The sequence below is a fragment of the Pseudarthrobacter sp. P1 genome (assembly GCF_050156935.1).
GTDB lineage: Bacteria > Actinomycetota > Actinomycetes > Actinomycetales > Micrococcaceae > Specibacter.
In genome coordinates, this window is sequence record NZ_CP189584.1 from 915,498 (window position 1) to 935,413 (window position 19,916).

General features: G+C 64.6%; 39 protein-coding genes. All 39 read left to right on the forward strand.

Annotated elements, in window-relative coordinates:
- Positions 1 to 2: 2 nt before the first annotated feature.
- Complete coding sequence (locus tag ACQCSX_RS04220) at positions 3 to 437, forward strand: single-stranded DNA-binding protein (protein WP_427017825.1); 435 nt, start codon at positions 3 to 5, stop codon at positions 435 to 437.
- Between the two features lie 63 nt (positions 438 to 500).
- Complete coding sequence (locus ACQCSX_RS04225; RefSeq protein WP_427017826.1) at positions 501 to 761, forward strand: hypothetical protein; 261 nt, start codon at positions 501 to 503, stop codon at positions 759 to 761.
- The gene (locus ACQCSX_RS04230; RefSeq protein WP_427017827.1) at positions 758 to 1,108 is read left to right on the forward strand and encodes a hypothetical protein; all 351 of its coding nucleotides are present in this window, start codon (positions 758 to 760) and stop codon (positions 1,106 to 1,108) included. Before ACQCSX_RS04225 ends, ACQCSX_RS04230 begins: the two co-directional genes overlap by 4 nt.
- A 124-nt stretch (positions 1,109 to 1,232) precedes the next feature.
- Complete coding sequence (locus ACQCSX_RS04235; protein ID WP_427017828.1) at positions 1,233 to 1,592, forward strand: hypothetical protein; 360 nt, start codon at positions 1,233 to 1,235, stop codon at positions 1,590 to 1,592.
- Between the two features lie 164 nt (positions 1,593 to 1,756).
- Complete coding sequence (locus ACQCSX_RS04240; protein WP_427017829.1) at positions 1,757 to 2,080, forward strand: hypothetical protein; 324 nt, start codon at positions 1,757 to 1,759, stop codon at positions 2,078 to 2,080.
- A complete protein-coding gene (locus ACQCSX_RS04245) occupies positions 2,067 to 2,939 on the forward strand; it encodes a hypothetical protein (RefSeq protein ID WP_427017830.1) in 873 nt (290 codons plus the stop codon). The genes ACQCSX_RS04240 and ACQCSX_RS04245 overlap by 14 nt, the downstream gene beginning before the upstream one ends.
- Entirely contained in the window at positions 2,936 to 3,301 is a 366-nt protein-coding gene (locus ACQCSX_RS04250; protein ID WP_427017831.1) for a hypothetical protein, read from the forward strand. The genes ACQCSX_RS04245 and ACQCSX_RS04250 overlap by 4 nt, the downstream gene beginning before the upstream one ends.
- A gap of 458 nt (positions 3,302 to 3,759) precedes the next feature.
- Complete coding sequence (locus ACQCSX_RS04255) at positions 3,760 to 4,425, forward strand: hypothetical protein (RefSeq protein ID WP_427017832.1); 666 nt, start codon at positions 3,760 to 3,762, stop codon at positions 4,423 to 4,425.
- A gap of 56 nt (positions 4,426 to 4,481) precedes the next feature.
- On the forward strand, positions 4,482 to 5,057 hold the full coding sequence (locus ACQCSX_RS04260; RefSeq protein WP_427017833.1) for a hypothetical protein: 576 nt from the start codon (positions 4,482 to 4,484) through the stop codon (positions 5,055 to 5,057).
- Positions 5,050 to 5,433: a hypothetical protein gene (locus ACQCSX_RS04265; protein WP_427017834.1), complete on the forward strand. Its 384-nt coding sequence runs from the start codon at positions 5,050 to 5,052 to the stop codon at positions 5,431 to 5,433. The genes ACQCSX_RS04260 and ACQCSX_RS04265 overlap by 8 nt, the downstream gene beginning before the upstream one ends.
- Positions 5,433 to 5,780, forward strand: a complete 348-nt coding sequence (locus ACQCSX_RS04270; RefSeq protein ID WP_427017835.1) for a hypothetical protein — start codon at positions 5,433 to 5,435, stop codon at positions 5,778 to 5,780. The genes ACQCSX_RS04265 and ACQCSX_RS04270 overlap by 1 nt, the downstream gene beginning before the upstream one ends.
- A gap of 38 nt (positions 5,781 to 5,818) precedes the next feature.
- Positions 5,819 to 6,343 carry a RusA family crossover junction endodeoxyribonuclease gene (locus tag ACQCSX_RS04275; RefSeq protein WP_427017836.1) on the forward strand — a complete coding sequence of 175 codons (525 nt, stop codon included), beginning with the start codon at positions 5,819 to 5,821 and terminating at the stop codon, positions 6,341 to 6,343.
- Positions 6,344 to 6,417: 74 nt separating this feature from the next.
- On the forward strand, positions 6,418 to 6,693 hold the full coding sequence (locus ACQCSX_RS04280) for a hypothetical protein (protein ID WP_427017837.1): 276 nt from the start codon (positions 6,418 to 6,420) through the stop codon (positions 6,691 to 6,693).
- Complete coding sequence (locus ACQCSX_RS04285; protein WP_427017838.1) at positions 6,690 to 6,890, forward strand: hypothetical protein; 201 nt, start codon at positions 6,690 to 6,692, stop codon at positions 6,888 to 6,890. The genes ACQCSX_RS04280 and ACQCSX_RS04285 overlap by 4 nt, the downstream gene beginning before the upstream one ends.
- On the forward strand, positions 6,887 to 7,453 hold the full coding sequence (locus tag ACQCSX_RS04290) for an HNH endonuclease signature motif containing protein (protein ID WP_427017839.1): 567 nt from the start codon (positions 6,887 to 6,889) through the stop codon (positions 7,451 to 7,453). Before ACQCSX_RS04285 ends, ACQCSX_RS04290 begins: the two co-directional genes overlap by 4 nt.
- Positions 7,450 to 7,626 carry a hypothetical protein gene (locus ACQCSX_RS04295; RefSeq protein WP_427017840.1) on the forward strand — a complete coding sequence of 59 codons (177 nt, stop codon included), beginning with the start codon at positions 7,450 to 7,452 and terminating at the stop codon, positions 7,624 to 7,626. Before ACQCSX_RS04290 ends, ACQCSX_RS04295 begins: the two co-directional genes overlap by 4 nt.
- Positions 7,627 to 7,723: 97 nt before the next feature.
- Positions 7,724 to 8,107, forward strand: coding sequence for a hypothetical protein (locus ACQCSX_RS04300; RefSeq protein ID WP_427017841.1), 384 nt, complete (start codon positions 7,724 to 7,726; stop codon positions 8,105 to 8,107).
- Complete coding sequence (locus ACQCSX_RS04305) at positions 8,104 to 8,388, forward strand: hypothetical protein (protein WP_427017842.1); 285 nt, start codon at positions 8,104 to 8,106, stop codon at positions 8,386 to 8,388. Before ACQCSX_RS04300 ends, ACQCSX_RS04305 begins: the two co-directional genes overlap by 4 nt.
- Positions 8,385 to 8,879, forward strand: coding sequence for a hypothetical protein (locus ACQCSX_RS04310; RefSeq protein ID WP_427017843.1), 495 nt, complete (start codon positions 8,385 to 8,387; stop codon positions 8,877 to 8,879). The genes ACQCSX_RS04305 and ACQCSX_RS04310 overlap by 4 nt, the downstream gene beginning before the upstream one ends.
- Entirely contained in the window at positions 8,876 to 9,133 is a 258-nt protein-coding gene (locus tag ACQCSX_RS04315; RefSeq protein WP_427017844.1) for a hypothetical protein, read from the forward strand. Before ACQCSX_RS04310 ends, ACQCSX_RS04315 begins: the two co-directional genes overlap by 4 nt.
- A complete protein-coding gene (locus ACQCSX_RS04320) occupies positions 9,130 to 9,408 on the forward strand; it encodes a hypothetical protein (RefSeq protein WP_427017845.1) in 279 nt (92 codons plus the stop codon). Before ACQCSX_RS04315 ends, ACQCSX_RS04320 begins: the two co-directional genes overlap by 4 nt.
- Positions 9,405 to 9,686, forward strand: a complete 282-nt coding sequence (locus ACQCSX_RS04325; protein ID WP_427017846.1) for a hypothetical protein — start codon at positions 9,405 to 9,407, stop codon at positions 9,684 to 9,686. Before ACQCSX_RS04320 ends, ACQCSX_RS04325 begins: the two co-directional genes overlap by 4 nt.
- A 138-nt stretch (positions 9,687 to 9,824) precedes the next feature.
- Positions 9,825 to 10,139 carry a hypothetical protein gene (locus ACQCSX_RS04330; protein WP_427017847.1) on the forward strand — a complete coding sequence of 105 codons (315 nt, stop codon included), beginning with the start codon at positions 9,825 to 9,827 and terminating at the stop codon, positions 10,137 to 10,139.
- Entirely contained in the window at positions 10,136 to 10,300 is a 165-nt protein-coding gene (locus ACQCSX_RS04335; RefSeq protein WP_427017848.1) for a hypothetical protein, read from the forward strand. The genes ACQCSX_RS04330 and ACQCSX_RS04335 overlap by 4 nt, the downstream gene beginning before the upstream one ends.
- Complete coding sequence (locus ACQCSX_RS04340) at positions 10,297 to 10,602, forward strand: hypothetical protein (protein ID WP_427017849.1); 306 nt, start codon at positions 10,297 to 10,299, stop codon at positions 10,600 to 10,602. Before ACQCSX_RS04335 ends, ACQCSX_RS04340 begins: the two co-directional genes overlap by 4 nt.
- A gap of 145 nt (positions 10,603 to 10,747) precedes the next feature.
- Complete coding sequence (locus tag ACQCSX_RS04345; RefSeq protein ID WP_427017850.1) at positions 10,748 to 10,999, forward strand: hypothetical protein; 252 nt, start codon at positions 10,748 to 10,750, stop codon at positions 10,997 to 10,999.
- Positions 10,992 to 11,144: a hypothetical protein gene (locus tag ACQCSX_RS04350; protein WP_427017851.1), complete on the forward strand. Its 153-nt coding sequence runs from the start codon at positions 10,992 to 10,994 to the stop codon at positions 11,142 to 11,144. The genes ACQCSX_RS04345 and ACQCSX_RS04350 overlap by 8 nt, the downstream gene beginning before the upstream one ends.
- A gap of 50 nt (positions 11,145 to 11,194) precedes the next feature.
- Positions 11,195 to 11,497, forward strand: a complete 303-nt coding sequence (locus tag ACQCSX_RS04355; protein ID WP_427017852.1) for a hypothetical protein — start codon at positions 11,195 to 11,197, stop codon at positions 11,495 to 11,497.
- 83 nt (positions 11,498 to 11,580) lie between these two features.
- Positions 11,581 to 12,225, forward strand: a complete 645-nt coding sequence (locus ACQCSX_RS04360; RefSeq protein ID WP_427017853.1) for a hypothetical protein — start codon at positions 11,581 to 11,583, stop codon at positions 12,223 to 12,225.
- On the forward strand, positions 12,222 to 12,494 hold the full coding sequence (locus tag ACQCSX_RS04365) for a hypothetical protein (protein ID WP_427017854.1): 273 nt from the start codon (positions 12,222 to 12,224) through the stop codon (positions 12,492 to 12,494). The genes ACQCSX_RS04360 and ACQCSX_RS04365 overlap by 4 nt, the downstream gene beginning before the upstream one ends.
- Complete coding sequence (locus ACQCSX_RS04370; protein WP_427017855.1) at positions 12,491 to 12,667, forward strand: hypothetical protein; 177 nt, start codon at positions 12,491 to 12,493, stop codon at positions 12,665 to 12,667. The genes ACQCSX_RS04365 and ACQCSX_RS04370 overlap by 4 nt, the downstream gene beginning before the upstream one ends.
- A 130-nt stretch (positions 12,668 to 12,797) precedes the next feature.
- Complete coding sequence (locus ACQCSX_RS04375; RefSeq protein ID WP_427017856.1) at positions 12,798 to 12,995, forward strand: hypothetical protein; 198 nt, start codon at positions 12,798 to 12,800, stop codon at positions 12,993 to 12,995.
- A 98-nt stretch (positions 12,996 to 13,093) separates the two neighbouring features.
- Positions 13,094 to 13,618: a hypothetical protein gene (locus tag ACQCSX_RS04380; protein ID WP_427017857.1), complete on the forward strand. Its 525-nt coding sequence runs from the start codon at positions 13,094 to 13,096 to the stop codon at positions 13,616 to 13,618.
- Positions 13,619 to 13,714: 96 nt separating this feature from the next.
- On the forward strand, positions 13,715 to 14,242 hold the full coding sequence (locus ACQCSX_RS04385) for a hypothetical protein (RefSeq protein ID WP_427017858.1): 528 nt from the start codon (positions 13,715 to 13,717) through the stop codon (positions 14,240 to 14,242).
- Complete coding sequence (locus ACQCSX_RS04390) at positions 14,229 to 15,671, forward strand: terminase large subunit domain-containing protein (protein ID WP_427017859.1); 1,443 nt, start codon at positions 14,229 to 14,231, stop codon at positions 15,669 to 15,671. The genes ACQCSX_RS04385 and ACQCSX_RS04390 overlap by 14 nt, the downstream gene beginning before the upstream one ends.
- The gene (locus ACQCSX_RS04395; protein WP_427017860.1) at positions 15,671 to 16,060 is read left to right on the forward strand and encodes a hypothetical protein; all 390 of its coding nucleotides are present in this window, start codon (positions 15,671 to 15,673) and stop codon (positions 16,058 to 16,060) included. Before ACQCSX_RS04390 ends, ACQCSX_RS04395 begins: the two co-directional genes overlap by 1 nt.
- Positions 16,061 to 16,107: 47 nt before the next feature.
- Entirely contained in the window at positions 16,108 to 17,607 is a 1,500-nt protein-coding gene (locus tag ACQCSX_RS04400; RefSeq protein ID WP_427017861.1) for a phage portal protein family protein, read from the forward strand.
- Positions 17,600 to 18,490, forward strand: coding sequence for a hypothetical protein (locus tag ACQCSX_RS04405; protein WP_427017862.1), 891 nt, complete (start codon positions 17,600 to 17,602; stop codon positions 18,488 to 18,490). The genes ACQCSX_RS04400 and ACQCSX_RS04405 overlap by 8 nt, the downstream gene beginning before the upstream one ends.
- Before the next feature lie 49 nt (positions 18,491 to 18,539).
- Positions 18,540 to 19,907 (forward strand): phage protease, encoded by a 1,368-nt coding sequence (locus ACQCSX_RS04410; protein WP_427017863.1) that lies wholly within the window; start codon positions 18,540 to 18,542, stop codon positions 19,905 to 19,907.
- Positions 19,908 to 19,916 lie beyond the last annotated feature (9 nt).

Here is a 19,916-nt window from a genome sequence, read left to right on the forward strand (position 1 = left end):
CCATGGGTGATGTCACCGTAGTCGGCAACGTCGGCGAACCGCAGCTGAAATTCACACCCTCCGGCAAGCCCGTGCTCGAGTTCTCCCTGGCCGAGAACCACTCGAAGAAGAACCAGCAGGGTGGGTGGGACGAAGACGGCACGACCTGGCGGCGCGTGGCCATCTGGGACAAGAAAGCCGAGGCGCTGGCTGAGGTCCTGCGCAAGGGCGACCGCGTCATTGCGACCGGTCAGGAGCGCATCCGGGAATGGGATGCCAAGGACGGGTCCAAGGGCCAGTCATTGGAGCTGAGCGCCCGAGACGTCGGCATCATCCCCCGCGCCCCGCAGGCCGCGCAGGGCGGCGGGTATGCGCCCGCCGCGGCAAGTACCGGCGCATGGACGCCTGACGCGGGCGCCGGCGGCTGGGGTGCCCAGTCTGACGGTCCAGCTTTCTAGATCTTCTCCCTGCGGTGGGTGCCAGCTCAAGAGCTGGCACCCACCACTGAAAGGACCACCACCATGTTTTGCACCCACTGCCACCGGCCCATGCGCCCGGCCCGGATCCGCGCAGCTGACGCGCCGGGCACCGTGACCCTGCACAACCAGGCCGCCTGCGCCGGCTGCCACCGCCGCAACGCCCGCCTCGCCGGGATGGGCAACACCCCTGAGCGAGAGGCCTCCGCCGAAGCCCGACACATGCACAACCTACGCTCCACGGCCCACTACATCACCAACCGCCGCCGACGCGGCATCCCCAGACAAGGAACCCGAACAGCATGAGCCTGCCAACAATCAGAGTGTCCATCGATTGCGGCGCCTGCTACGCCCCGGTGGAGCACGACGGCGACCAGTACGTCTGCTTCGACTGCGGCCTTTGCTGGGCGACCGATGATGTCTTCGATGACAGCCCAGCCGCGTTCCTCGATGAAGACGCCACACCCTGCGGCGAACCTTCCGGCGACAGGAAGCACGTGGACGTACAGCCCTTCCGCACCATCAACGGCGTGGTGAAGGAATGGCGCGAATGGACCCACGTCTACACCGCATGCAACCTCCCAGCCGGACACACCTCCACGCACGAGTTCCCCCTGACCACCACACATCGAGACCTGGAGGCCACAGCGTGAAGCCCATTGCCCTGACCCCGCCGCGGCAGCGTCTGGTCATCCCGCGCCGGCCGACCACGGAACCCACCTGCGACTCCTGCGGAATGCCACTGCGCGCCACTGCTGAATGTGCGGGTTGCTCGGAATGAGCACCTACCAGTACGGGCGGTCGCGCACAGAACAGGCAGCCTCGCTGGACCGGCAACTGCGCTCGGCCGCCCTGCTGGAAAAGACCGCCCACGAAACAGCGGCCAAAATCCTCGCAGACGCCGACACCGCAGCCCGGGCCCTGATCGCCGCGGCCATCGCCCAGGCCGACCGGATCCGTGCCGCCACAGACAAGAAAACCTCCCGGGCCCTGATTGCCGCCGAGCACGAAGCCAACCGGATCCGGGAACGCGCCTACCTTGAGGGCCGGGCCCGCGCCGACGCCCAACGCATCGAGCATGACCGACACCTTGCCGCGACGCAGCGCCGCGAAGCCCTGGCCACCGGCCGGCATTAACCACACGGAAAGGACCGCCCCGAACGGAGCGTGGCGCCGAAACCCTGCGTCCCACCAACATTCCACCGCCGACCTAGCTTTGGGACACAGCGCCCCGTCAATGGATCACCCAAGGTTTGGGGCCTGCCACCCAGCAACCCCCAACACATAAGGACAGACCCCCTTTGAACACGCACCACCAGCCGCCCGCCACGCTGGCCAACATCCCGCCCCTAGCCCACATCCAGGACGAGATCATCCAAGCCCTCACCAAAGCGCGGCAGGACCTCCAGCAGGCACGCAGCAACACCGGATCCAGAGTGGCCATCGCCATCGCCATGGAAGAACGGATCGCCACCGCCCGCCTGGCACGCGACTACGGCATGACCCACGCCCGCATCGCCGAACCCCTCGCCATGACCGGCCCCGGCGTCCGCATCATGCTCAAACGCGCCAACACCACCCACCGCAACGCAATGGAGGAGGGCAGCGAAGATGGCCCGCATTAGGAACTTGAAACCAGACTTTTGGACCGACGAAAAACTGGTCGAACTGGAAGTCTGGGAGCGCCTTCTGTTCATCGGCCTGTGGAACTTCGCAGACGACCAGGGGTACATGCCGTACTCGCCTAAACGGATCAAGATGCAGGTCTTCCCCGCGGACTCTCTAGATGTCTCTAGAGGACTACAGAGCCTTATATCCATCGGTGCGCTAACTCTGTACGACTCAGAGAGTGGTCAGGTACTCCACGTCACCAACTGGTCCAAGCACCAGAAGGTCTCCAACCCGTCCAGGTCAAAATACGACGAAATGGACCTCACTCTGGCCGACACCGAACCAGAAAAACCCCGGAAACACGCGGAATTTACCCCCGAAATTCCAGAGCCCTACGCAAACCCTCCCGAATCCTCTAGAGGACTACATAAGGAAAGGGAAGGGGAAAAGGAAGTGGAAAGGGAAAGGGAAGGGGAAAGGGGTTCTCTGGTCGCCTTACGTAACTACAGTCACCAAGCAAACAACGAAATTTCGCCACGCGAAAAAATCAACACCGGCTCGCGCATCGTCAACGAATTCCTCGCCACCATCCCCGACGTGAAATTCCCCGCCAAAATCCGCAACGAACTCACCGCCCACACCACAGCCAGCATCAAAGACGGAATCCACCCCACCCACATCACCCGCGGACTCCAACTATGGAACGACGCCGGCTACCCCGCCAGCACACTCCCCAACTCCATCGTCCAAGCCCAACGCGAAGCCAACGGAGCCCCCACACCCGGCACCCCACGCCCACGCCGAGCCACCGGAACCGAACGCGCCATCGCCGCCCTCGCCATCGACACCAGCAGCATCGGAGAACACCCATGACACCCGACCAGACCAAACAACTCCTCGCCAAAGCCGCACTCATCGACAACCGCAACATCGACCTCGAAACCATCAGGGCCTGGCACGAAATCATCGGCCACCTCGACTACCCCACCGCACTCACCGCACTCACCATCCACCGCCAAGAATCAGCCGACTACCTCCAACCAGCCCACATCATCACCAACATCCGCCGCGCCCGCGACCACCAAGAAACCCAAACCAACCGCCACCGCGCCATCAACCCCACCCCGCCCGCACCCCGCAGCAAAATGCCCGCCTGGTTCCGCGACGCCGTAACAAACTTCGGCCGTGAAGAGCGAACACAAGACACGCGAACGATTGGCGCCGAGGGTGCCTAACCGGTCAGTCACGGGGCAGGCGGTGGGCGCGGTGGTGAAGGGCGCTGTGCGTCATCGGTGGGCGCGGGTCCGGATGCGACAGGCCACAGGCAACCCAGAATCGGGGCATTGACGCCCGGAAACGGTTCATTCGGGTACTGGGGCCACCCAAACAATTACAGGCGCTTAGAACGCCGCACAGCACGACGACGAAAACTTGAGAGGAACCACCCATGAAGCGTGAATGCCAGTGCAAGGAGGCCCGGCACGTCCACGGGACCAAGACGATGTATGTGGTCGATCGGTGCCGGTGCGTACCGTGTCGGGAGGAGGCTCGCCGGGCCGAATTTGAACGCCGCCGTGCCATCGCCTACGGCCGCTACGACACTGGCCGGGTCGATGCTGATCCTGTCCGGGCGCATGTCCGGTACCTGATGGCCAATGGGATTTCTTGGAAGGCCGTGGCCAAGGCGGCGGGCTTGTCGACCTCGACCGTGTGTGCGCTGCTGTATGGCCGGTACGAGCGTGGCCACGCACCCTACCCGCGAGTGGCAGCCAAGACGGCTGCCGCGATACTCGCCGTCAAACCCACCCTGGACAACATGGCGGAGGGTGCCTTGGTGGATCCGGCCGGTTCGATGCGCCGCCTGCAGGCTTTGGTGGCCCTTGGGTGGTCACAGGCGCGGCTCGCGCAACGGTTGGGCGTCACGAGTTCGAACTCCACGCACCTGTTCACGGGGTCCCGGCAGGTCACGGCACGCACGGCCAGGGCCGTCCGGGCACTGTATGACGAACTCTGGAACCAGCCGCAGGAGCCTGTGGAATGGCGGGCGAAGATTGCTGCGTCCCGGGCCCGGCGCAAAGCGGCGCAGCTCGGCTGGTTGCCGCCGATGGCGTGGGATGACGAGACCATCGATGACCCGGCCACGGCCCCTATGGCGGCTGCTGTCCCAATCCATGAGCTGGCCCGGGTTGAGGACGTCGAACACCTGGTTGCAACCGGTGCGGATTGGGGCGAGATCATCGGCCGGCTTGGGACCACCCGCGTGGCGTTGGAACGGTATCTGCACCGTCAAGGCCGTGGGGACCTGGTTACCCGGGCGAAGACCATGGCCGACCGGCGGGCCTACTCCCGCGCGTCCTGACCAAGGCACGCACAACACGCACTCACCCCCCCCCCCCCCGAAAGGACACCCCCCCCATGACCATGATCATGGCCTGCCAGCTGGATTTGCTGGACCTGCTTCACCCGGAGCCGGCACCGCCCGCCCTGGCGCCCGCTACAGTGACGCCGTTGCTGTGTCCGGGGTGCGGGGAGGCGTCGCCGGACGCTTGGTCGGCCCGCAACGATCACTGGATCCACCCGGCCGACACCCGCGACTTTGGCCGCCCCGTGTGCATCCGGATGAACCTCACCCGCGGCCACGTCCTGTACTGGCTCAAATGCCTCTCCGGAGAGTACGTGGCACCGGACAAGAAATGCTGCCACGGCGCCATGAAACACCACAAAGGCAGGGTCACCCGCGCCTACGAACTTGAGCACCTCCGCGAAGACCTGGCCAAAGCCCAAGCGGCATGGCCTGACATGGCCTGGCTCCGACCCCTCCTCGACAAGCATGGTGTCACGCTCGAAGAAGCTGGACTGGATGACGACGGATGGGGTGCCAGCTGCCACCGCAAAGGGTGCGACTGGGTCACACGAGAGGCGGGGTACGCATCCCGGCCCGCGGCCATGGACGCGCTGCATGCCCACGAAAGGGAGGCACACAGTGCCTGAGTTGCCGGAGTCTGTCCGTCGCCTCATGGGCGTGCCGGCGGGTCATGATCTGCCGCCGTTCTGGGATGGTGTGCCGGTGACCTGGCGCGGGTGGCAGACCATCGAGACCACCCTTGGCCTGCATCTGCCGTTGGAGCAGGTCGCGTGCGCCCAGTGCGGCGGCCTCGGCGGCCGGTCCTTGATCAACACTGGCACGCGGCCAGCGACCGGACCGCGCGAAGGATGGCCCAACCCCGCCCGCGACATTCACGCGTTCCGCTGCCCCCACTGCGGCCACGACGCCGTCTGGGACATGGCCACCAACCAGCACTGGGACCTCGACCCCGACGACTACGGCGACACTGGATCCACCGAACAGAAAGACACCCTCTTCTGATGACCACCAAGACGCGCAAGCTGGGCCGGCCCAAAACCTACGGCATGGAACTCTCCGGCTTCCCGGAGGACCGCAACCCGGACTACACCACCCGCGAAGACTGCAAGATTCCAATGCTGTTCAAAGGTGGCTCCGGCCCCATCGTGGCCCTCCTCGACAACGGCAAGGGCGACCAGATCAAGCTCCACAAGCGCGGCTACCCGTGGCCCATGCTCAGCAAAAAGACCGAACTCAAGCTTGTCGGATTACCGCGCTACGAAGCCGAGCAAGCCAAACGTGACCTCGTCCGGGCCGCCCTGATGGCCGCACTGGCGCAACTGGACGAGATCGAATCACGCCTCTTCTGATCCCCCACAACATGGCCACGGCCCGGCTGGATGAGCCCATGACAACAACGAACACAGCCCCCACCCACCCTCCACTGTCGTTCACGGTGGAGGGCACCCCCGGCCCGCAGGGGTCCAAGAATGCGTTTGCGGTGAAGAAGGGCGGCCGATATACGGGCCGGGTCGCGGTGGTGGAGTCCAGTGCGAAGGTCGGGCCGTGGCGGGAGCAGGTCGCTTGGGCGGCGAGGCAGTGCCACCAGGGCACGATTACGGGGCCGGTGAGTGTGGCGATCGTGTTCTACCTGCCCCGCCCGCGCGGCCATTACGGGACGGGCCGGAATGCTGGATCGTTGCGGGCGTCGGCGCCTGCGTTGCCGGCGGTGAAGCCGGACGCGGACAAACTCGCCCGGTCGACGCTGGATGCGTTGACGACGGCGCGGGTGTACACCGATGATGCGGTGGTGGTGGATTTGGCGGTGAAGAAACGTTACGCGGATGGGCGCCCGCCGGGGGCCGCTATCGAGGTTGTGGCGGTCGATGTAACGAACACGCCAGAACCGATAATGGGGCAAATTGAACCATAAACGGGTTACACTGGTGGAACAAGAAACCCCGCGATGCGTCAACACCCGGGGCCACGGCAACCAAGAACAAAGGATTGATTGCAATCAAAACACTAACACCGGCCCAGCCCGCAGCCACCCCCGTCACCACCGGCATCGACACCGCAAAAGCATGGACATTTGTCGGCCGCACCAAAGCCCGGCTGAGCGCCGAAATCACCGCCCTCGACCACCTCGCCAAAGAATCCGGCTACCTCTACGCCCACACCGCCATCGCCACCCAACTGGAAAAAGTCGAAGCCGCGGCCACTGAATACCAGGACGCCGCCTGGCAATACCACGCACTCCGCGTCAACGAAGCCCAGTCATGACCGCCCACGAACTCGCGGCGACCCGCACCGCCCTCGCCATTGCGAGGGCCCGGTACGCGCATCTCGCCCAATGGCCGGCCAGCATCAACCCCCTCCACGGCTACGACCTGCGCATCTCAGCCGAACAAATCCAGTTGCTCGAAGCGATTGTCAACACCGAAACCACCACCCACCACACCTCGAAGGACCACTCATGAGCATCATCGAATCCCGCCCGTGTGGCTGCGGATGCGGTTCTGAGGCACCCGCAGCCAAGCGCACAAACGCACGCCTGGGCCACACCAAAGGCATCCCGCTCCGATTCGTCAGCGGACACAACAAGCGTGGAACAACCAACCTGAACCGGTACGTGGTGGCCCCCAACGGATGCTGGAACTGGACAGGTCCACTCAACGAAAAGGGATACGGCAAAGTCCAGATTGACGGTCACAGCACGCCAGCCCACCGGGCTATCTGGGAAGCATCCCACTGGACGCTTGACCCGAAGATCCACGTTGACCACAAATGCTTGAACACGCAGTGCGTCAACCCGGCCCACATGCGAATCGCCACTGCGTTGGAGAACAACGAGTCGAAGCGCGTGCCGTTGAAAGTGGATCGGGAAACGGCGCGTCTGATCAAGATGGCCGAAGGTACGCACGCTGCCATTGCTGCCCGGTTCGGCATCAGCCGTCAGTACGTCGCGGGCATCAAGCACGGGACGCGCCGTGCCTCCGCCCTCGAACTGCTCGACGCAATGATTGATCCGGCCCAGTCATGACCGCCCACGAACTCGCGGCCGCACGGGCCGTGCACTACGAGGGCAACTGGTACCCGGTCCTGTCCGTGACCGACCAGCATGTGGTGGTGCGGGGCCCGGCCAGCCTCAGCCTCCACATCCCCCACACGAAAATCACGGCCTGGAACGGCTGGCCCACCGAGGACCCGTCATGAGGCTCTGGGCATGGCTCGCCAACCTCATCGCCACCGACCCGAACCCCCAATATTCGCGCCTCGACCGCATGGACGGGCTACCCGACAGGAGACACACATGAGCACGCAGAGAGACGAACTGGCCGAGCTGCTGGCTGACACTGAGTACCCCGACATGTCGCCCGCATGGGAGGATCGCGCAGACCGCAGCCCCGTGAAGTACTTCTCCCGGAAGACCGCCGACGCACTGATTGCTGCTGGCTACACCCGGCCCCGCTTCATCGCTCCTGACACTGCCGGGGCCGAGTTGGAGGCGTTGGCAGTGGGCAGTGTCGTTCTTGCTCACTGGGAAGATGGTTCGCAGCCTGATTACTGGACAATGCGCTGCGTAGAAGGCGTGGCATCATCAGCCGGATTTGGTGTGGCCAGCGGAAAGAACTGGACCGGCATGGCGGGCTGGGGCGCAACACTCACCCTCCTGCACGGCGGCGGTGCAGCATGAGCGCGCTGGATCAGATCCGGGCACGCGCATTGGATTGCCGTACCTACAATTTCGGGATGCGCGCAGCTGACAAGCTCGCTCACGACGACGCGTTCCGACTCCTCGCCGCCGTGGACGCCGTCACTGCACTACACCAGCCGTTTGATGCCGTCATGTACACCGGGAGACACCAGCGCATGGTGCAAGTCTGCACCGGATGCGGGACGGACGACGGCAACTGGAACCGCTACCCCTGCCCGACAATCACCGCCATCACCACAGCCTTGGAAGGAACCAAATGAGCGAGAACAACCGCCGCACCAAGCGCCGCTACGCGCACGAGCTCTACCCGCACCCGGACGAATGGGAGGTCCGCAACATCGGCGTTGAAGTGCCATACCTGTACGCCCGCGCCATCGGCATGGACGTCCGTGGAACCGGCTGGTTCAACGCCGAACCGAAAGAATCCGTCACCCGCACGAACCACATGCTGGATGCCCAGCAGATCGCACTCATGGCCGACGCCATGTTCCAAGGCCTCACCGGGCAGGAAGCATGGGCGTGGACCAGTGAGCACATGAGCGATGACGGGGAACTCGTCTACGAACGCACAGTCCACTACGGCGTCAACCCTGACTTGATCAAGCCCTACCCGTGCGGGCCCACCCCCGACCACCACGACCATCACGAGCCCATCGAAGGCTCCACATGGCTCACCGTCACCAGAGCCCCCGGCGCTGAAGATGACTGCACCGAATGCACCGAATGTACCCACACAGAGGCCGCCAAATGAGCACCCCCAGCAAGTACCGCAAGAAGCCCGTAGTCATCGAAGCCATGCAGCTGAACCTGTTCAACTCGGATGCCATCGAAGGGTTCGTTGGCGGAGATCTTGGACTCCACCCGGAAGGTGGCATCATCATCGCCACCTTGGAAGGACCCATGAGGGCCCGTATCGGAGACTTCATCATCAAGGGCGTGGCTGGCGAGTTTTATCCGTGCCGAAGCGACATCTTCGCGGCAACCTACGAGGAGGTGGCCGAGTGAGCACCGACCCGCTCCGCCAAGCACTCGAAGAACTCTGTCACCGCTGGGAGACTGTCCCGGCACTGCGCAAGGGCACAGCCGCCACTGACCTCCGCGTCATCCTTGCCGCGAACCCTGCCCCGGACACTTCCGCCGAATGGGGTGTGCGCCGCGACGCAGACAGTGCCGTCTATTCACGCGAACGAGCAGAGCAGATCATCGAAATTCAGCGCAAGCGGAAGCTCCACAGCGTGCTGATTCGCCGCGAAGTTTGCCCATGGGAGGTTGCGCTGTGAGTATCCAGGAGGAGCGTGTGGAGGCCGCTGTCAAGGCGTGGGACCACCATTGGGGCGACCGGTACGGGGACGACGCAGTGGACGAGATGGGCGAGGAAGTGACAGATGCCCTCACCGCGTCGGACGCCCTCTTGACCTCGGACGCCGCCGTGGAACGGGTGGCACGGGCACTGTGCGCCTCCGAGGGTGGAAGGCCCTTCGATTTCAGCCCCTTCCAAGACGTGTTCACGTGTCAAGCCCGCGCCGCCATTGACGCACTGCTGGGCGGTGGGGAATGAGCGCCAAGGTCAGGCCGAACCCCTCGGGTGGCTGGGTTGGGTTCTGCGTCAAGTGCAACGAATCCGTCTCCGGGCACACAAGTTTTGTGGACCTCTGGGCCGACGTACACAACGATGACAACCTCAAGGAGGCCCCGAATGTCTGACCTGACCAAGGCACTGACCGAGGCGCTTAGTGCGCATCTGATAGAACAAGTCACCGGACACTACCGCAGAGGTGGCAAGTGGAAAATCCTGTGTACGTGTGGATGCACCACGAAGTTCAAGGGCGACCCTCAAGGTGACGAAGCGGCTCACGCCGCCCACCTCGCAACCACCCTCGCCCCGGTCATTGCCGAAGCCCAAGCCGTTGCACTGGAAGAAGCGGCGGACGCGTGGCCCATGGCATGGCCCCTTGCCGGACATGACTGGCTCCGTGACCGGGCCGCCAAGACCAGGGAGGCAGGGGAATGAGGGTCTGGCTGTACGTCAAGGCGTTCAACCTCGTGGCACGGTTGGCGCCGGCCGATGTGCGGGCCGTCCATAACGAAGTCTTCGACCGCGGCCTGAAAGCCTACGCAGAGGCCCGCCGCGCCACGGTTGAGCTACGCGCAGACCTCAGGGAACAGCCATGACCGAGCCGTTGGTGCTCACCGTGTACCCGCTGGACCCGTCGTTCCCGGCAGGCTACAAACTGCCACGAGACACGCGAATCACGTACCGGGCCGCGAACAAGGCAGCACGGGAGAAGCGCTTCACGGATGCCGAGTTGGCTGCGGAGTCTTGGCGGGCGGAAGCTGACTGGCGCAACGCCTACAGGTACGCGCCAATACCCGGGACCGGTACATGGTCACCGTCCATCTACGCGGCCGACGACAGGAACAACACCATGCGCCGTTTCGCCACCAAACCAGACTACGACCAGGAGGAACCGTGACGATCCCACCACGGCGTGCCCTGTACCTCATCGACCAAGAACGAGAACAGCAGGACGATGGGGCTCGCACACCAGCACCAACCAAGCCCGAACACCCCGCCTGGGCCGGCAACATCGCTCAGCAACGACGACCACGAAGGAACCGATGAGCCGCAGCCAGCGAGCCAGAACGCCGGAGAACTTTCCGCGCATGCAGTACCGGGCCAGGAAACGCCACGCCCGACAAGCTGCTGGGCAGGTGGCCAGTGCCCTGCCGGCCTTCGCCGCCCTGGTCAGCCGCGCCATGGATCGTGTCACCCAGCTCTTCATCGACGTGGGCGAAGCACTCAGCAAGGCCCTCCAGCCCTGGCGCACCCAGTATGATTATGCCCTTGCGGGGCCGGTGTCCCGTGGCTGATCGGTCGTCGCGGGCCGGGTACGCTACGACGACCGATGATTTGGAGTGGTTGCTGCGTCTGGGGTTGCCGGTGGAGGTGGTTGCGGCCCGGATGGGGCGCAGTGTTGAGGCCGTGGTGAAGATGATCGAGGGGAACCAGGCGTGATGGATAGGTTTTTTGGTGGCCCGTTGGATGGGCATGAGCAGGCGCCGCTCGTGGCGATGGATCCGGGCACGATCCTCAGGGTTGATGGGGAGTCTGGGGCGCGGTATCGGCGGCAGCCGGTGTTGGACGAGGCCGGTGTGGTGGCGTGGGAGCTTGAAGCACCCGCAGCCTTGGCGGGGCCGGTGGTGACCGTGTCGGCGCGGGCGCTGCAGGGGGAGAAGCATGTGACGTTGGAGCAGCTGGCGAACTTGGTCGACGCGGCCCGGAAGTCTGGCATGCCCGGCACCTCGCCCGTGGCCGGCCTGGTGACGTTTCGTGGGATGGTCAAGGAAATCACCATTCGTAACCCATAAACGGCGCGTTGTGAACCAATAACGGATCATTCCTGTTAGGCTTGAACAGTCAAGAAAGCACAGGAACGACAGGGGCCGCCAGCATGAAACGTGTCTGTACAGCATGTTCCCGCCGCGCTGGCGAACTCATCAACCCCGACTGCCCCATCTGCGACGGCAACGGATACCTGCAACTCCACCCGGCAGCCTTGACCATCTATGACCCGGTGACGGTGTCCCTCGCCGTAGACGTAGCCCTTGAAGCGGTCGCCCGGGACATCGACGCCGGGTCAACCCTCACCGACCCCCAAGCCGAGCTCCTCGCGGCACGCATGATCGACCTCGAAACCGCCGGCCTCATCCGCCGCAACCCGACACCAGCCGCCCAACATGGCCCAGGCAACGTCCGCACCCTCCGCCGCCGCCAATGCGCCGGCCAAGCCACCCTCGCCGAAGTCGCCACGCCCACACAGCTGGCCCTGGACCTGGACCCGGCCCCGCACGATGACGCGCTCATCCACGCCGCCCCGTTCAACTATGCCGAAGACGACCGGCCCATGATGCGCGGCCTGCCCGTGCTCTCCGCCAACGGGCACCCATCATCCCTCGCCCGGATCACGGACCCCGTAGACCAGCTCACCGGCACCCGCACCCGCCACCGCGACGGCACCAAACACGCCCGCCAAGCCCAAATCCTCGTCGCAGCCATCCCCACCACTCTCCGCAAAAAGAACAGGAAAACCGCATGACCCAGATACCCACCATCGGCCGGACAGTCCACTACCAGTCGTACGGCACACCCGGTGGAGAGCACCTGCCGGAGCCGCGTGCCGCGATCATCACGGCCGTGCATTCCCCCGACGACGTTGCCCTGGCAGTCCTGAACCCCACCGGGCTGTTCTTCTCCCTCGACGTGCCGTTCTCGGAGTCTCCGAAGGCGGGGCACTGGAACTGGCCACCCCGCGCCGAGGACGCCAAAAGCGGCACCGTCGTCTCCATCCCCGCGAGCATGCTGTGAGGCTTGTCTGGCTGGCCGTCGGCTACGCCCTGGTCATCGTTGGCGGCGGGGCCATTGGCGAATGGTATTGGGGTGGCGCCGGTGCCGGTCGTGATACGGGCGACTTGTTCGCGGCCGTGATCATGGCTTCCGTTGGGTTCGCTCTGATCACGCCACGGCGCCGCAAGGCCTGACCCGGTCCGCACCCACTGGACTGCCGCTGCGGACTTCACGCAACAGTTGACTCTCTAAACGTTTACTCTATATACTGTTATTGTCAGGCGGGGACGCCCGCACATTGATAACAGAATAGAGGTTGGGCCTATGGCCAATAAGGAACTGAAGAAGCTCTTCAAAGAACTCGAAGCGCAAGAGTTCAGAATCGAAGAAATCAAGAGCGGATGGCAGGTATACCCGCCAAACACAACCCTTGATCCCATCACGATTCACGGAACACCCTCCGACCACCGATCATGGAAAAACATGATGGCAAGGCTGGTCAGGGCAGGCTTCATCAGGTAAGACCCTGAAGCTTGGGGGAAGTTATTCTTAGCGACAAGAAACTTCCCCCAAGCTATCACGGCCAACCTCGACACACCACGAAACAGAGGGAGCGAACAGTGATCACGGAAGGAACAACCAGCCTGACCGACTGGTACATCGACATCACGTTCCGTACGACAAACACAACAACCAAAGAAACCGGCTTCGACGTCAGCGAAGCCCTCAAGGACTACTTCCCCAGCGTCTCCATCGGAAGCGCAGGAGGAAGTATCTCCCTGACCATCCCCGCCAAGAACGCCATTGAGGCCGTTGCGAAACTGCCGGCCGTACTGGCACGGGCAGAATCAACGCTGGGAGAAATGGAAGTCACTGCAGTAGAAGCCCGCTCGGAAGCCGAGTTCGACAAATGGCTGGCAAAACCCGCCATCCCGGACCTCGTCGGCTTGAAGGAAATAGCCGAAATCCTTCACGTGTCACCCCAGCGGGCCAACGTCCTGGTCAAACAGGACGGCTTCCCGGCCCCCGTCCTGTCCCTGGCTGCTGGCCAGTTCCGGACCCGTGCATCCGTCGAGTCCTGGGCCTCCAAGTGGGAGCGGAAGCCCGGCCGTAGGCCCGGGGCCATCGCAACCGCCACACCCTAGGGGCAAAGAGATGGCCGCCACCCTGCACAGGGTGGTGGCCATTCGCCATTTGTAGCCGTCCCACCCCCGGGGCGGCGGCCGAGCCATGATCAGCCCATGAGCCGCCGCCCGAACAACTCCATCACCAGCGCCACCACCCTCACGGCGCAAGAACGCGACACCGCAGCCCTACGCCGGCGCACCGACGACCCCGACGTGTCCTGGCAGCAAATCGCCGACGAATTCGACTACGCGTCCCGCGGCGCCGCCTGCAAACAAGTCATGGGGCTGCACCGTCGCAACCAAAAAGAAGCGTCCGACGAGTTCCGGGCCGCCTGGGATGACCAATTCAACCTCGCCCTCGACGAAATCAAGACCATCATCAACGGCGCCTACCCGATCCCGGACTACATCGACCCCGACGACGAAGACGACGCCATTGCCCGCATCGTCGACGCCGTCAAGCGCGACGGGAAACTGAAGCTCGAAGCCATTGACCGGCTCGTGAAAGTCAACGACCGGCTCGCGAAAATGCACGGCTTCGATCAGCCGACGAAGATCGAGGCGACCGGGCCGGCATTCACCGTACTCGTCGACCCTGACATGCTGCCCGATGGAACCACCGTAACCAGTGACCGCGACTAAGGCCTGGTCCTACCCCTACAAACCCACCGCCCGGCAACGCCAAGCCCACAAATCAGGGGCCGACGAAACACTCTTCGGTGGCGCCGCCGGCGGTGGCAAGTCCGAGTTCCTCCTCGGCTCCCTCGTCACCATGTGCCTGCTCGTCCCCGGCGTGCAGGTCGTCGCGTTCCGCCGCACCTTCCCAGACCTGAAACGGTCCCTGATCCTGAAACTCATGCCCCGCCTGCCCAAACAGGTCGCACGGTACAACTCGCAGGACCACGCCTGGAACTTCGCCAACGGCTCCCGCCTGGAAATGGCGTACCTGAAGAACGAGAACGACATCTACAACTACCAGGGCGCCGAGTACGGCCTGGTAGCCTTCGACGAACTCACCCAGTTCACTGAACCCCAGTACAAATACCTGCTCTCCCGTGCCCGGGCCGGCGGCAAAGTCCTAGACCGTATGCGCGAGCTGGGCCTCAGCCCTGCCGTCATTGCCACAGCCAACCCCGGCGGCATCGGCCACGGCTGGGTGAAGGCCCGGTTCATCGACCCCGCCCCGCCCATGATCCTCTTCCAGGCGCCACCAACACCGGAGGAACCGGACCCGCTCACCCGGAAGTACATTCCGTCGCTCATGACGGACAACCCCTATCTTGACCAAGACCAGTACCGGCGCATGCTCCAAGCGATGGATCCGGTTCTGCGCCAAGCATTGCTGGAAGGCAACTGGGACATCCTCGATGGTGTCAGGTTCTCCCAGTGGCGGGCCAACATCCACGTCATCAAACCCGAGGACCTTCCCCTGCACATGCTCGGTGACGTCCGCTGCGTGGGTGTCGACTACGGCTTCTCCGCACCGTTCGCGGCCGTGTGGATGGCCCGTCTCGCCGACGGGCTCATTGTCATCTACCGGGAGGCGTACGCGACCGAGCTGACCGCGACCCAGCAAGCGCAGCTGATCCTCGCTTCCGAAGCGCCGGGGGAACGCGATGCCGGCCACCACATTCCCGTCGTCATGGACCCGGCCATGTGGCGCCGCAACGACTCCACCGCGCACAAATCCCTCGACAAGGATGCGCCCCCGGTCGGCTCCCCGGCGCACGACTACCAAAAAGTGTTGGGCCAGCGCCCGGTCCGGGGCATGAACAACCGCATCTTCGGCGCCAGTCTCTTTGATGAGAAGCTCGCTGTCCAAGGCGACGGGCTGCCCCGCCTGCTGGTCTATGACACGTGCCGGGACTTAATCCGCACCTTCCCCTCCCTCCCCCGCGCGAAAGGCAACCCTGACGACGTGAACACCCACGCCGAGGACCACATCTACGACGCCGGCCGCTACGCCCTCGCGCACCTTGCCGGGAAGCGTGGCACCGGCGACACGGTCGATGAAATCACCACGACCTCGGCGCCAACACTGACCGGGGCCCTGTCCCCTGGGGGTTTCTGATGCGCCACTTCACCATCGCCGCCCGCACCAACGACAAGCGCGTGGTGATCGCCGTGCACGTCTACGAGACCCGGGAGCAGATGCTCACCGCCGCACAAGCATTCAACGGCGACGTGCTCAGCCCGACTACGGAAGGCGTCACCCAGGCGTTCCACGACTACTGGCAGCCCCAAGCCGTCATCCGCTACTGCTACCCACACCTGCACACCCACGTGCTCCTGCACGAGCTCGTCCACGCCGCACAGGTCGCCTACCGGTGGACGTCGCCGACGATCGGGAAGCCGGCCACGGAGCATTTCACCCATTACAACGAGGACTTCGCGCACCTCGTCAGCGACCTCCACACCGCCCTGCACGTGCAGTTGGCCCGCCGGTTCACCATCACCTGACCGGCCCCGTCCCCCACCCCGGCACGCGGGCCGGGCATGGTGCGGGTATGGCCACAGCGAAACCGAACACCAGCGAGACCGGGCAGCCCGGCGGAATCATCGCCTCCGACAAGGGCTTCGTCACGGAGTCCCTGGAACAAAACGACGCCCTGAAATTCCCGGCCAGCATTCCCATCTTCGACCGGATGCGTTCCACCGACGGGCACGTCAGCTCCACCCTGCGCGCCATGTCGATGCCGATCCAGTCCGCGAACTGGGACCTGAACACCGAAGGCGTGCGCCCCGAGGTGGAAACCCTCGTCCGGACCGAACTGGGCCTGTCCAAAGACGGCCAGAAACGGCAGCGCCGCCGCCGCCAAGGCATCGTGCTGGCCGAGCACATCCGCGACATCCTCGGCAGCGTCCTATGGGCCGGATTCGCCCCATTCGAACAGGTCTATGAGGTCGCCCCACCACTGGCGGAACAGGCAGACCTCGGGCTAAGCACGATCGTGCACCTGCGCAAGCTCGCCCCGCGCCTGCCCCAGACCGTGACGAGCATCGGCGTCGGCGCCGACGGCGGACTGGACCACATCATCCAAACCGGTGTCGATGCGTCCACGGATGTGAAGATCCCGGTGGCGAACCTCGTCTTCTACGTCCTGGAGAAGGAAGGCGCGGACTGGTCGGGCCGGTCCATGCTGCGCCAGTCTTACAAGAACTGGAAAATCAAGGACACCATGATCACCTTGGATGCGCAGATCGCTGAGCGCAACGGGATGGGCGTCCCCGTCGTCACCTACACCGAGGGACTTCAGGATGTGGCCGCGAAAACGTCCCAAGACCTGCGCGCCGGTGCCACCTCCGGTGTCGCCGTGCCCGTTGGTGTGACGGTGGAAATCAAGGGCGTCACCGGTTCCACCGTCGACCTGCTGCCCAAGATCAAGTACCACGACCAGGAAATCAGCCGCCAAGCCCTGGCCATGTTCCTCGACCTCGGCCAAGACAACGGCGCCCGCTCCCTCGGAGACACGTTCGTGACACTGTTCATTCGCAGCCTGCAGGCCGTCGCCGATCTGATCGCCGAAACCATCACCGAGCACGTCATCCGCGACCTCGTCGAGTTCAACTTCGGCCCCGACGAACCCTACCCCGTCCTCACCCCGGGCGATCTAGCCTCCAACGAGCCGGTCACCCCCGAGACGCTGAAACTCTTGGTCGATGCTGGCCTGGTCAAACCTGACGAGGCGCTGGAGGCGAGGATGCGGGACCGGTACGGGCTGCCGGACGCCCAGGTCCAGGCGGCCGCCAACGGCATGTCGCCAGCCGAGCTCAACGACCGCGTCACCGCGGCCACCGCACTGTTCCGTGCCGGCTACGAACCCGCCGCAGCCCTCGTCGCAGCAGGCTTGGACCCCATCGCCCACTCCGGACTGCTGCCCATCGCCTTGAAGGAACCCGGCGCACCCGCCACCCCGGCCACGGCACCCGCCCAAGCATCAGCAGACGCCCAATTCACCAGGCTCATGGAACGGTACATGAGCCTGCGGAGTACCAACGATGCTTGAACCCGCTGTGCAGAACCTCCTGAGGGCTGCGGAGAAGCACGTCCTCCTGCGGGAGCTGGAGCAGATGGTCATTGATGAGGAGGTAAAGGCTGGCCTGTCCATCCCCGGCGCGATCCGGCCCCTGTTCGCGCACGAGATCGGCGCGCAGGTCCGGTTCGCAGAGCTCGATGATGCCGAGAAGGAAGCCGTCTCCGAGGTGGAGGATGTTTTCACCTGGCTTGACGGCGTCATGGTCGCCTCAATTGTTGGTGCGTTCCGGGCGGGGCGCACGTACACGGTGGAGGCGGCCGCCGACGTGTTCCTGGGCCTGGCAGCGGCCCAGCCACGCCCGGTGCGGCGGGCGGTGAAATCGGCCGTGGGGAAGCTCGCCACGATCTTGGCCCGGGTTCACGCCACAGCCGGGAAAATTGTCCTCGGCGAAGCCGCACGGCAAGGCGTCACTAGCCTCCCCGCCCCGCCCAAGGTCCCGGCGGGCCTGTACCGGGGCGATGCGGCTGCCTCGGTCGCCTACCATTGGCCCCGCCTCACCCACACCACCGCGAAAGAAGTCCTTACTCCCGGCGCCGAGACAATCACCCGCGACACCATCACCCAGGCCGCCGCCAACGTCAGCACCGACGGCGCCACCGACGTCGTCAAGCAAGGCATCCACCACGCCGGCGGCACCGGACGCACCGACACCGCCAACCAGCTGCCCATCGACATTATTTGGGCCAGCGAACTGCTCGACGGTGCTACCTGCGATCTTTGTGGCGAGATTGACGGGCAAGAATACGAGACCGAAGCGGACGCCCTGCTGGACTACCCTCACGGCTACTTCGACAGCTGCCGTGGCGGCGCCCGCTGTCGCGGAACGCTCGTTTACCAGTTCAAGATTGGCTAAAAACGGGCCCATCCCCCACTAGCCTGGACTGTTTGGTCATGGTGCGGGTATGAAACTCGTAACCGTGGAAAACGTGCCGCTAATGAAGGTCGGCACCTGGGATGCGTCCACCGGGACAGCGTCCGTCACCGAGGACGACCTGACCGAAATGGTTGACGCGTTCAACTCCGGTGAGCTGGATCTGCCCGTCATCAAGATCGGACACCTCGACGACCGGTTCGACAACCCCGAATGGGATGGTGAACCCGCCTATGGGCAGGTCGGGAACCTGCACCTGTCCGAGGACGCCCAGACCCTGCTCGGCGACTACATCAACATGCCCGAAGACCTTGCCGGCAAGCTGGCGTCGGCCTATCCGAACCGGTCGGTGGAGTTTTACCGCGGCGTGAAGATGCGCGACGCGGCCGGGAAGGTCGTCAAGACGTTCAAGGTCGTCCTGACCGCCCTGGCGCTGCTGGGCGCCACGGCGCCGGCTGTCATGGGGTTGGGCGATGTGCACGCGGCATTCAGCACCGGTGATGTGGACGAAATGGTTGCCCTGTCCGCGGCACAGTTCGCGTTCCCCGGCGGCCTGACCGGCAACGCACTGAGGGAGGCCCTCGACGGGGCGCTGGTCGCGGCACTGAAAGACGCCCCCGACAGCCCCGAATCGGTGGCCTGGGATGTGTGGGTCATGGACTACGACGACACCCACATCTGGTACCGGGCCGACGGGGTCATCTACCAGCGCGGCTACACCATCGACGGCGGCAGCGCCGTCACCCTCGCCCCCGAAATGACACCCGTCGCCGAGGAACGCACCTTCAAACCTCTCGGCCCGCCCGTCCCGGCAGACACGGCGCCCGTCCCACCTGCCACCGCCGCATCCACCGACGCTGACACAGACAGCACCCCCCGGGGTGAACACGAATTCAAGGAGACAACCACCGTGGATATTCTTGCCAAGCTCCGGGAGCTGTTCGGCCTGCCCGCTGATGCAGACGACCAGGCCGTCTTGGACGCAGCCACCGCCGCGAAGACAGCCGAAGACGCCGCAGCAGCGGCCGGCACCAACGCCTCCGGCACCGAACCGACCGACTCCGTGAAGGTGTCCGCCCTCGCGTTCTCCAACCTGCAGGAAAGCGTGCAGAACCTCTCCGCCCGCAACAAGGTCCTTGAGGACGCCGCCATCGACAAGCGCCGGGACGAGATCATCGCCACCGCGTTCTCCGAGGGCCGCCTCACCGGCCCCGAAACCGCGTCCTGGCGTACCGCCCTCGACTCGTCCGAGGAAACCACCGTCGCCCTCCTCGCGGCCCGCACACCGGTCTTCAACACCATCGAGATCGGCCACTCGGCCAACCTGTCCGGCGACCAGGCCACCGCCCATGCCCAGGCCATCGAGGCCGAGGAAAACCGTCTCTTCGGAATCAGCTAAGGAACCCGC

Coding starts and splice junctions, on each gene's coding strand:
- ACQCSX_RS04225 (WP_427017826.1), top strand. CDS start 501: ATGTTTTGCACCCACTGCCACCGGCCCATGCGCCCGGCCCGGATCCGC.
- ACQCSX_RS04285 (WP_427017838.1), top strand. CDS start 6,690: ATGACCGCCCACGAACTCGCGGCGACCCGCACCGCCCTCGCCATTGCG.
- ACQCSX_RS04295 (WP_427017840.1), top strand. CDS start 7,450: ATGACCGCCCACGAACTCGCGGCCGCACGGGCCGTGCACTACGAGGGC.
- ACQCSX_RS04300 (WP_427017841.1), top strand. CDS start 7,724: ATGAGCACGCAGAGAGACGAACTGGCCGAGCTGCTGGCTGACACTGAG.
- ACQCSX_RS04405 (WP_427017862.1), top strand. CDS start 17,600: ATGCTTGAACCCGCTGTGCAGAACCTCCTGAGGGCTGCGGAGAAGCAC.
- ACQCSX_RS04220 (WP_427017825.1), top strand. CDS start 3: ATGGGTGATGTCACCGTAGTCGGCAACGTCGGCGAACCGCAGCTGAAA.
- ACQCSX_RS04315 (WP_427017844.1), top strand. CDS start 8,876: ATGAGCACCCCCAGCAAGTACCGCAAGAAGCCCGTAGTCATCGAAGCC.
- ACQCSX_RS04385 (WP_427017858.1), top strand. CDS start 13,715: ATGAGCCGCCGCCCGAACAACTCCATCACCAGCGCCACCACCCTCACG.
- ACQCSX_RS04250 (WP_427017831.1), top strand. CDS start 2,936: ATGACACCCGACCAGACCAAACAACTCCTCGCCAAAGCCGCACTCATC.
- ACQCSX_RS04360 (WP_427017853.1), top strand. CDS start 11,581: ATGAAACGTGTCTGTACAGCATGTTCCCGCCGCGCTGGCGAACTCATC.
- ACQCSX_RS04330 (WP_427017847.1), top strand. CDS start 9,825: ATGTCTGACCTGACCAAGGCACTGACCGAGGCGCTTAGTGCGCATCTG.
- ACQCSX_RS04310 (WP_427017843.1), top strand. CDS start 8,385: ATGAGCGAGAACAACCGCCGCACCAAGCGCCGCTACGCGCACGAGCTC.
- ACQCSX_RS04375 (WP_427017856.1), top strand. CDS start 12,798: ATGGCCAATAAGGAACTGAAGAAGCTCTTCAAAGAACTCGAAGCGCAA.
- ACQCSX_RS04305 (WP_427017842.1), top strand. CDS start 8,104: ATGAGCGCGCTGGATCAGATCCGGGCACGCGCATTGGATTGCCGTACC.
- ACQCSX_RS04340 (WP_427017849.1), top strand. CDS start 10,297: ATGACCGAGCCGTTGGTGCTCACCGTGTACCCGCTGGACCCGTCGTTC.
- ACQCSX_RS04410 (WP_427017863.1), top strand. CDS start 18,540: ATGAAACTCGTAACCGTGGAAAACGTGCCGCTAATGAAGGTCGGCACC.
- ACQCSX_RS04245 (WP_427017830.1), top strand. CDS start 2,067: ATGGCCCGCATTAGGAACTTGAAACCAGACTTTTGGACCGACGAAAAA.
- ACQCSX_RS04400 (WP_427017861.1), top strand. CDS start 16,108: ATGGCCACAGCGAAACCGAACACCAGCGAGACCGGGCAGCCCGGCGGA.
- ACQCSX_RS04365 (WP_427017854.1), top strand. CDS start 12,222: ATGACCCAGATACCCACCATCGGCCGGACAGTCCACTACCAGTCGTAC.
- ACQCSX_RS04345 (WP_427017850.1), top strand. CDS start 10,748: ATGAGCCGCAGCCAGCGAGCCAGAACGCCGGAGAACTTTCCGCGCATG.
- ACQCSX_RS04335 (WP_427017848.1), top strand. CDS start 10,136: ATGAGGGTCTGGCTGTACGTCAAGGCGTTCAACCTCGTGGCACGGTTG.
- ACQCSX_RS04275 (WP_427017836.1), top strand. CDS start 5,819: ATGACAACAACGAACACAGCCCCCACCCACCCTCCACTGTCGTTCACG.
- ACQCSX_RS04260 (WP_427017833.1), top strand. CDS start 4,482: ATGACCATGATCATGGCCTGCCAGCTGGATTTGCTGGACCTGCTTCAC.
- ACQCSX_RS04230 (WP_427017827.1), top strand. CDS start 758: ATGAGCCTGCCAACAATCAGAGTGTCCATCGATTGCGGCGCCTGCTAC.
- ACQCSX_RS04290 (WP_427017839.1), top strand. CDS start 6,887: ATGAGCATCATCGAATCCCGCCCGTGTGGCTGCGGATGCGGTTCTGAG.
- ACQCSX_RS04235 (WP_427017828.1), top strand. CDS start 1,233: ATGAGCACCTACCAGTACGGGCGGTCGCGCACAGAACAGGCAGCCTCG.
- ACQCSX_RS04270 (WP_427017835.1), top strand. CDS start 5,433: ATGACCACCAAGACGCGCAAGCTGGGCCGGCCCAAAACCTACGGCATG.
- ACQCSX_RS04395 (WP_427017860.1), top strand. CDS start 15,671: ATGCGCCACTTCACCATCGCCGCCCGCACCAACGACAAGCGCGTGGTG.